General features: G+C 63.0%; 8 protein-coding genes. 5 read left to right on the top strand and 3 right to left on the bottom strand.

Annotated features, from left to right (window positions below; all coding sequences use genetic code 11):
- Positions 1-249 precede the first annotated feature (249 nt).
- Entirely contained in the window at positions 250-612 is a 363-nt protein-coding gene (locus C8J39_RS00175; protein WP_120298777.1) for an FAD-dependent monooxygenase, read from the top strand.
- Positions 613-760: 148 nt separating this feature from the next.
- Here the strand turns inward: C8J39_RS00175 and C8J39_RS00170 are convergent, their stop codons facing one another.
- The gene (locus C8J39_RS00170; protein ID WP_120298775.1) at positions 761-2638 is read right to left on the bottom strand and encodes an ABC transporter ATP-binding protein; all 1878 of its coding nucleotides are present in this window, start codon (positions 2636-2638) and stop codon (positions 761-763) included.
- 289 nt (positions 2639-2927) lie between these two features.
- Positions 2928-3521 (bottom strand): TetR/AcrR family transcriptional regulator, encoded by a 594-nt coding sequence (locus tag C8J39_RS00165; protein WP_120298773.1) that lies wholly within the window; start codon positions 3519-3521, stop codon positions 2928-2930.
- A gap of 138 nt (positions 3522-3659) precedes the next feature.
- Here C8J39_RS00165 and C8J39_RS00160 point away from each other — a divergent pair, with 138 nt between their 5' ends.
- From C8J39_RS00160 to C8J39_RS00150, 3 genes are all read left to right on the top strand, one after another.
- Entirely contained in the window at positions 3660-4967 is a 1308-nt protein-coding gene (locus C8J39_RS00160) for an NtaA/DmoA family FMN-dependent monooxygenase (RefSeq protein WP_120298772.1), read from the top strand.
- A 53-nt stretch (positions 4968-5020) separates the two neighbouring features.
- Positions 5021-5737: a nitroreductase gene (locus tag C8J39_RS00155; RefSeq protein WP_120298770.1), complete on the top strand. Its 717-nt coding sequence runs from the start codon at positions 5021-5023 to the stop codon at positions 5735-5737.
- 67 nt (positions 5738-5804) lie between these two features.
- Complete coding sequence (locus C8J39_RS00150) at positions 5805-6548, top strand: NADPH-dependent F420 reductase (RefSeq protein ID WP_120298768.1); 744 nt, start codon at positions 5805-5807, stop codon at positions 6546-6548.
- On the opposite strand, the gene C8J39_RS00145 is transcribed toward C8J39_RS00150, so the two are convergent.
- Entirely contained in the window at positions 6529-7467 is a 939-nt protein-coding gene (locus C8J39_RS00145) for a LysR family transcriptional regulator (protein WP_120298766.1), read from the bottom strand. The two genes, C8J39_RS00150 and C8J39_RS00145, sit on opposite strands and share 20 nt — an antisense overlap.
- Positions 7468-7631: 164 nt before the next feature.
- Between C8J39_RS00145 and dctA the strand changes: the two genes are divergently transcribed.
- Positions 7632-8945, top strand: a complete 1314-nt coding sequence (gene dctA / locus C8J39_RS00140) for a C4-dicarboxylate transporter DctA (RefSeq protein WP_120298764.1) — start codon at positions 7632-7634, stop codon at positions 8943-8945.
- The last annotated feature ends 10 nt before the right edge of the window (positions 8946-8955 follow it).

The following is an 8955-nucleotide window of genomic DNA, read 5'->3' as shown; positions in this document are numbered from 1 at the left end:
AGACGTCCAGACCCACGAAATGCGTCATCGCTCTCACTCCTTCCCTCGATGCACGAGGTCAGGTCGACCCCGATCCAGGCATCGTACGTGAAGGGCTGCAAATCTCATCTGCTGTCGAAATGCAGCCGCCGCGATACACCATCTTTGGGGTGAACCCCTGGCGAGATCGACTATAATTACCGCGATCGCGCTCAACAACGCCGCCTTATCCTCGACCAGTTTGACGATTTGGGATGGAAAGTGTCGGCCATGCTCGACAGCGTGGACGGGGACGACGGCTTCTATTTCGACAGGATCAATCAGATCAGAATGCCTTGCTGGTCGCGCGGTCGTGTGACCTTGGTCGGCGACGCGGGCTACTGCGTCTCGCCGCTTGCAGGGTTCGGCGGCTCGATGGCGATCATCGGCGCGCGCCGGCTAGCGGACGCGCTCGAGCGGTATCCTGACGATCACGGTGCGGCCTTTCGCCATTACGAAAACGAATTGCGGCCGTTCGTCGAAGAGGTTCAGGAGCGCGCTGCTACTAACGGCCTAGCCATGATGTTTCCCGCCGACGAGACCGAGCTTGCGGAGCGCGATCGCAAGCTCTTGGCGGGTGAGATGGACATGTAGGCGTTGCCGCCCGGTAATCAGACGGCAACGGCACCAGACGCTCGCACGGGACGCAGTCGCCTACCGCTCGGTTCGGAGGGCTGCAGACTTCCGGCCGCACAATCCCATGCCTCGCTCTCTAGGGAGGACGACGCTGGGTGCCCGCGGATCATCGATAGCCTGCGGCCTGAAGCTCGAACAGTTCGGCATAGCGGCCCCCGGCAGCAAGCAGGTCGTCATGGGTACCTGATGCCTCCACTCTACCGTCGCTGAGTACGAGTATGCGGTCCGCCATGCGAACGCTGGAGAAGCGGTGCGAGATCAGCACCGCGGAGCGTCCTGCGCTCAGTTCACGGAAGCGCTGGAACACCTCATACTCGGCGCGCGCGTCCAGCGCTGCGGTAGGTTCGTCGAGGATCAAGACCTGAGCATCGCGCATATAGGCGCGAGCGATCGCCATCTTCTGCCATTCGCCACCGGACAGGTCGACACCGTTCCGGAACCGCTTGCCGATCATCTGGTCGTAGCCATCCGGAAGTTTGGCGACGACGTCGTCGGCGAGCGCGGCCGACGCTGCGGCCTCGATCCGCCCGCGATCGTCACGCGCCTCGATGCGACCGACCGCGATGTTGTCCGCGGCAGGCAGGTTGTAGCGCACGAAATCCTGGAAGATCACGCCGATCGCGGCGCGCAGGCCGTCGAGATCGTATTCGCGCAGGTCGCGTCCATCGAGCAGGACACGGCCCTCTACCGGATCGTACAGTCGGGCCAGCAGCTTCACGAGCGTGGTCTTGCCTGCGCCGTTCTCGCCGACCAGTGCGACCACCTCGCCTGATCCCAACGTGAAGGACAGGTGTCGCACCGCCCATCGCTCGGCGCCCGGATAGCGGAAGCCAACATCCTCGAAGACAAAGCCTTGGCGAACGGGATCGGGGAATGGCAGCGCTCCCTCGGGCGAGCGGATGCCGGGCTCGGTCCGAAAGAAGGAGAACAGGTCGTCGATGTACAATGCCTGGCCGGCGGTCGACGAGAAGCCGGTGAGCAGTCCTTCCAGCAGTCCGCGGAGCCGCAAAAACGAGGCCGCGAGGAAGGTGAGGTCGCCGATGGAGATCGATCCGGTGACCGCGCGCCAGGCGATGTAGGCGTAGGCGGCGTAATAGGCGATCGTGCCAAGAGCCGCGAACGCCGAGCCCCAAACCGCCCGGCGCAGCGCCAACCGTCGGCTCGCGCTGTAGGTGTCGCGTGAGATGGTGCGATAGCGGTCGATCAGGAACGGGCTGAGGCCGAAGATCTTGACCTCCTTGGCCGTATCCGCGCTGGCGGCGACCTGGCGGACGTAATCGAGTTCGCGCCGCTGCGGCGTGCGCATGTAGCTGAGCGCGTAGCTCAGCGCGTTGAAGTGCGCTTCGCCGAGGAACGAGGGCACCAGGGCGACGGCCAGCAGCACGATCAGCCAGGGGGCGTAAACGACCAGGCCCGTGGCGAAGGTCACGACCGTGACGATGTCCTGGGCCTGGCCGAATAGCTGCCCCATCAGCGACATGCGGCCGCTCGCCTGCATACGCGCGCGATCCATCCGGTCCTGGAAGGCGGCGTCCTCGAAGTCGGCAAGATCCAGGGTGGCAGCGTGCTCCATCAGCCTTACGCTGGCGTCGTTGCTGACACGATCGGAAAGGAGCCCGTCGACGAGCGATACGATCCGACCAAGGAGGTCGGAAGCGACCGCCAAGGCGAACTCGGCCAGTAGCAGTGCCTCCAGCCGATCGAGCAGGCCGGAGCCCAGCCATCCCATGAGTCCGACCGGACGGGCCGTTAAATGGGTCAGGTGCACGACCTCGTCGATGATGAGCTTGCCAACGAACAGCGTTGCCACGGGCAAAAGCGCTCGGACCAGCCGTACGGCGACCGTCGTGGCGGTAAGTGCCCTGCTGCTACCCCACACCATGGCGAGGAAGGGTGGGAGATTGCGCAGCGCGCCCAGCCGCTCGCGCCACGAGGTAGGGCGGAGGGGTACGCCGCCGCGCCCCTGTCGGGCACCGTCTGCCATTCAGCTGCTCCGAGGTGACAGGCTGTCGCCCGCTTCGGACCTGAGTGCTGGAGGTGATGAGGTCAGCTGCATGCCCCCCGATACACAGTCGGTGTTATCAGGGGTACTCGCGGTTTAGTCTCAACGTTGCCAGCCGGGATGTCGGGTTGAGCGGTGCTCGCAGTTGGCGGATGAATGAGTGTTTGGAGTTGGGAAACGGGGAAGGGCGCACGAATGGCGGACTATGGGGCCTCGTGGAAAGGCGGGCACTTCTCTGCCATGAGCTAGGACGTAGCCCTTCAGGCGCCGTTTAACGTCGCCCTCGTACCGAAACGGTCCATCCATTTCGCAGCAGGTTCCGCAGGACATTTCGCGTTTCTGGATGCGTGGTTGATCGTCCGCTTGCCCACGCTATCGCTAGAGCTCCAAGGAAAATATCCTGACCTGAGAAGTCCGGTTGAGCAAAGCCATCGGTCTGCGCACCCCGTAAAAATCGATCGGTGATTTCGATTAGGTTTGCGCAGGTCGGTCTAAGAGGGGAGGTCGTGGTGGACCAAGCGTCCCGCAACGGCTCAGAAAGACCGTCATAGGCAAGCGTCCAGTCGCCCAGGGCGTCGATCCATCGCTGAAGCTTATGACCGCTATGACCGTCCTCCTGGTCTATCGCGGCCCTTTCCCGCATCAATTTGTCATGATGCGGGGCCAGCAGGGCAACGAGAAGGGCATCCTTGTTGGGGAAGTTGCGGTAGAGCGTCGCAGAGCCGACACCTGCCTGTCTCGCGATCGCATCCATCGATACATCGATGCCTTCGGTATCGAACGCCTGACCCGCAACGACCAGAATATGCGCGCGATTTTCCTGAGCGTCCTTGCGAGGCGTGCGAGCGGTCGATGATGGCGCCACAAAATTCTTTCTTGATAAACGGGGATGCTCCCCATATCTGACCTGTAAGCGGGGAGTATCCCCATTAATAGAATTCGGTGTCTGGGAACAGACATCATTCGTCGTGGGGAGCAACGCGACATCACTACGTCCAAACAGATGCTGATCGGCATGGTCTTCGGGAACGGCTACGGCTCTCAGGCGGGGGCGTGGCGCATGCCGGGCGTCGATCCCACTGGCTTCACCAACTTCGATACTCTGGTGCGCTACGCGCAGCTTGCCGAGCGCGGCAAATTCCAGTTCCTGTTCATGCCCGACTTTCCGGCGCTGAAAGCCGACATCGTCACCGATGCTCAGCAGTTAAATATCGAGCCGATGATGACACTCGCAGCCGTCGCGCGCGGGACGGAACGGATTGGCTTGGTGGCCACGGGTTCGTCCACGTTCAGCGAGCCGTTCAACTTGGCGCGACAGTTCAAGGCGCTGGACCTGATGAGTCACGGCCGCGCAGGCTGGAACGCGGTGCCAACGAGCGATCCTGTGGTCGCCGCCAATTTCGGTCGCGCCTTGCCGCCGCGCGCTGAGAAATACGAACGGCTGCACGAGTTCGTCCAGATCGTGCAAGGCCTGTGGGGGAGTTGGGAGCAAGGCGCCTGGTTGCACGATCAGGCGTCGGGGCGTTTCGCCGATCTGGCCAAGATCAAGCCGATCAATCTGCGTGGCCGCCACCTTGCGACCAGCGGACCGCTGCCGTTGCCCCCGTCCGAACAGGGGCAGCCGGTGATCTTCCAGGCCGGTGGAAGCGATCAGGGGCTGGAGGTTGCAGGACGGTATGCGAATGGCGTGATCGGGGCCGTCTACACGATGGAAGACGCCCGAGCGCAGCGCCTGGCGCTACGCGCTGCGGCCGAACGCGCCGGCCGCGATCCGGACGAGATCAAGTTCTTCGCCGGCCTGATGACGACGATCGCGCCGGACCGGCGTGCGGCGCTCGACCGCCGGATCGCCATGTCGGGTTTCAGCTTCGAGCCACGGGTCGGCTATCTCGGGCAGATGCTCGGATTGGCGCTCGATCCGGCGCAGCTCGGCGAGCCGCTGACGAAAGCGCAGCTCGCCGCCGCGCGTCCGTCGCGACAAGACCCGCGCTCGACGTACGCGCTCAAGGTAGCAAGCGAAGGCTGGTCGTTGCGGGACGTGCTGGCGCACGGCGTCATCGACTATCACCCAATGATCGTCGGGCCAGCGGTGGAAGCAGCCGACCATATGCAGACCTGGTTCGAAGCGGGGGCGGCAGACGGTTTCTGGCTATGCCCCGACGTCTATGAGGACGGTCTGCACTCGCTCGTCGAGGAACTGGTGCCGATCCTGCAGGAGCGCGGCCTGTTCCACCGGGACTATCAGGGCGCCACACTGCGCGATCATCTCGGCGTGCCCGCGCAATATGGCCGCGATCTCCGCCTCCAGTAACTTTCGGCTTCAAAAACACCGGCTCCGTTCCAGCAAAATCAACGAGGTACCCCGTGACCAATACCCTAAGCGCTTCCGACAACGGCACATCGCCGGACGGCACGCTGTCTTTCCAAGAGACGGCACGCACGCGTCGCTCCTATCGCGGGTTTCTCGACAAGGTCGTTCCCGACGACGTTCTCGACGCAGTTCTGCAGGACGCGCAGTGTGCCCCGTCGAACTGCAATACGCAGCCTTGGGACGTGCATATCGTCCGTGGCGCGAAACTGGCCGAGCTTTCGCGGATACTGCATGAGAAGAACGATGCGGCGGACTTTTCGCCCGATTTCTCGTTCGACATGGGCGCCTTCTATGGCTGCTACGGCGAGCGCAAGAACGCGCAGGGCAAGGCCTATTACAAGGCGATGAACGTCATGCGCGAGGACAAGGAGGGGCGGCGCCGTGCGGCAGCCCTCAACCTTTCGTTCTTTGGCGCACCGCAGGTCGCGCTGCTGTTCATGCCGTCCTTTGGTGACAACGTGCGAACAGCCGGCGACATCGGCATGTATGGCCAGACATTCCTGCTGTCGCTGGCGGCCAGAGGGTTGGGCGGTATCCCACAGACGTCACTAGGTTTCTACGCAGGTACGATCCGTGAGGTTCTCGGCATCCCCGCGGAGATGAATATGCTGTTCGGCATGTCGTTCGGCTATCCCGACGAAGCGGCGCCGGGAAACCGGATGCGGATGGACCGCGTACCAGTCGCCGACAGCGTCCATTTCCACGATTAATCGACCTCGACGCCAAGACGTCGCTGTCGCGCAGGCGAAGCTCAAATGATATTTGGAAGGTATCACCATGAAGATCGGCATTATCGGCGCGGGAAACATTGGCGCCACGCTTGCGCGGAAGTTCGCCGCGGCGGGACGCACGGTGAAGCTTGCCGGGTCAAAAGGACCTGAAGCCGTTCGCGATAAGGCAGCGGAAGTCGGCGCTGTCCCGGTCGCTGCGAAGGACGCGGTCAAGGATGTCGCTGTGATCATCCTTTCGATCCCGTTTGCGAAGATACCAGATGTCGCCGGTGGTTTTTTCCATGTGCCCGCCGACACGGTCGTGATCGACACGTCCAACTATTATCCGATGCGCGACGGCAACATCGCGGACGTCGACAACGGCAAGCCAGAGAGCGTTTGGGTCAGCGAGCACCTCGGCCGGCCGGTGGTAAAGGCGTTCAACGCACTTCTCGCCGAGACGCTGGCGAATGGCGGTATGCCGATCGGAACGGCTCGTCGGATCGCCATTCCCGTTGCGGCCGATGACGCTCATGCGATGGCTGTCGCGCGCGGTCTGGTGGACGAGACCGGCTTCGATGCGCTGGATGCCGGCGACCTTGCGCAATCCTGGCACCAGCAGCCGGGAACGCCAGCCTATTGCACCGAGCTGACGTTACCCGAGCTTCAGGTCGCATTGTCTGCTGCGGACAAGGCAAGGGCGCCGGTCGATCGCGACGTTTTGATCAAGGGCTTCATGGAGGCGAAGGCTCCGCTCAGCCACGATCAGATCGTAGCTCGAAACCGTGAGGTCACTGCGGCTCAGGGATGATGTGGGAGAGGGGGCGGTGCAGCCTCCCCTTCGAACCGGCAGGTCCGCAGGCGGATGCCCACAACGCCTCGGACACCTTCGACAACGATATAGCCGGCCGGACGAGAGCGATCGCAATCTTGGTCGAATACATGTCATCGGCAGCCAGCACGACCTTGCCCGATCCGAGCGCCGACTGCGCCAGCGAGAGCGGCACCCAGGCAACACCGCGCCCGTCGATCGCCATCGATAGCAGCGCGGCTGCAAGCCGCGATTGCAGCACCATTTCGAGGCGGGGGGCGAGGCTACGGGCCACCCAATCCGCCTTCAGGATTCCGCCCAGGCCGGATTCCGAACTGTAGGCCAGGTACGGCACCTCGGGGGAGTCCAGTGTCCATCGTGGCGCGCCGGTATCGTCGGGCTGGCACAGCGGCACGAGCAGATCCTCGCCCACCTCGACGCGGAGGAAATCCGGCGTGTCGAGCGACGTCGGCAGGAGCGGGTGATGATGCGAGAGCAGGAAGGAGGCTTCCCCGCGCTGCATGATCCGCTCGCACGCCTGCATGCTGTCGGACTTCAAGTTGATCGGCTCGTGCGGCGCGTGCTCGACGATCCAGCGCGGAAAGAACGTGAACGATAGAGCGTGGGTCGCGGCGACGGTGAGGACCGACGCCGCCTGATCCACGACTTCCAGCGCTGCTGCCCGTGCGCGATACAGGTCGCGTACTGATACCTGGATATAACCCCGGAACATTTCGCCGGCAGGGCTGAGCGTGGTGCCCGCCGTCGTGCGCGTGAACAGGGCAGCGCCGACCCATTGCTCCAGCGATCGGATTCGCCGGCCGAAAGCGGGCTGCGTGATGTTGCGACGCTGTGCCGCGCGCGAGAAATTGCACTCTTCGGCTAGCGCAAGGAAGTCTTCCAGCCAATCCAGTTGCACGGCTCGTCCTCACTTGCGGTCCAAACATCAGAACGCAGAATGCGTTTATGCCGATCGAGCATAACCCGCAACTATATCGGCATTTGATCGCGACAGCCACAGCGTCGAGAACGCGCGCAGAAAAACAAGAAAAGTCGTTTTAGCGAGAGAGCCGGAGAGAAGTCATGGCGCGACGCCTTCTAGGTCAGTTATACATCCAGGTACTGATCGGCATCGCCATCGGTGCGCTCATCGGGGTTATGTTCCCCGACATAGCCGTCTCGCTTCAGCCGCTTGCCGACGCGTTCATCAAGCTCATCAAGATGCTGCTCGCGCCTATCATCTTCGGCACTGTGGTGCTCGGCATCGCGAAGATGGGCAACGTGAAGGAGGTCGGGCGCATCGGCGTGCGCGCGCTGATCTATTTCGAGATCATCTCGACGCTCGCGCTAGTGATCGGCCTGGTGGTCGTCAACGTGATGAAGCCGGGCGTGGGAATGAACATCGACGTCTCGACGCTCGACGCCAGCGGCATCGCCAAATATCAGCCTGCGGCAGGCGAGCAGCACGGCGTCGTCGATTTCTTCCTGAACATCATCCCCAAGACGATGGCGGACGCCTTTGCGCAGGGCGCGATGCTGCAGATCATCCTGATCGCCGTGCTGATGGGCTATGCGCTGGTCTCGATCGGCAAGCGCGGCGAGCCGTTGATGGCGGTGATCGAATCCCTGTTGCAGACGCTGTTCCGGATCGTCGGGATGGTCATGAAGCTGGCGCCGATCGGCGCGGGAGCCGGCGTTGCGTACACAATCGGCAAGCATGGCCTCGGCTCGCTCTGGGGACTCGGCCACCTGATGCTCGCGGTGTATCTCACTTCGATCATCTTCGTCGTGTTCGTGATCGGCAGCGTCGCGCGCTGGGCCGGTTTTCCGCTCCTGCAATTCTTCCGCTACTTCAAGGACGAGCTACTCGTCACTTTTGCTACCTGCTCGACGGAAGCGGTGTTGCCGCGGATGATGACGAAGCTGGAACGCCTAGGCGTTGCCAAGCCGGTGGTAGGACTAGTCTTGCCGACCGGCTACACCTTCAACGCCGACGGCACCTGCATCTACCTGACGATGGCGGCGATCTTCATCGCTCAGGCGACGAATACGCCGCTGACGTTGTGGCATCAGATCGTCATCCTCGGCGTCCTGCTGCTGACGTCCAAGGGATCGGCCGGCATTGCTGGCGGTGGCTTCGTCACGCTGGCGGCCACGCTGTCCACCTTCCCCGACATTCCCGCTGCCGGCCTGGTCCTGCTGCTCGGCGTCGACCGCTTCATGAACGAAGCGCGCGCTGTCACCAACCTGATCGGTAATGGCGTCGCCACCATCGCGATCGCCAAGTGGGAAGGCGCGCTGGATGCCGACACCGTCAAGAACGTGATCGCCGAACAAAAGGGCGAACGGCCGGCCAGCATTACCCTGCATCCGGCCGATCCGGCGGACGCCCACTGACCTTCAACCA

It is taken from the genome of Sphingomonas sp. PP-CC-1A-547, from assembly GCF_003610375.1.
In the GTDB taxonomy this organism is placed as follows: domain Bacteria; phylum Pseudomonadota; class Alphaproteobacteria; order Sphingomonadales; family Sphingomonadaceae; genus Sphingomonas.
This window is presented reverse-complemented; position numbering and strand designations above follow the sequence as displayed.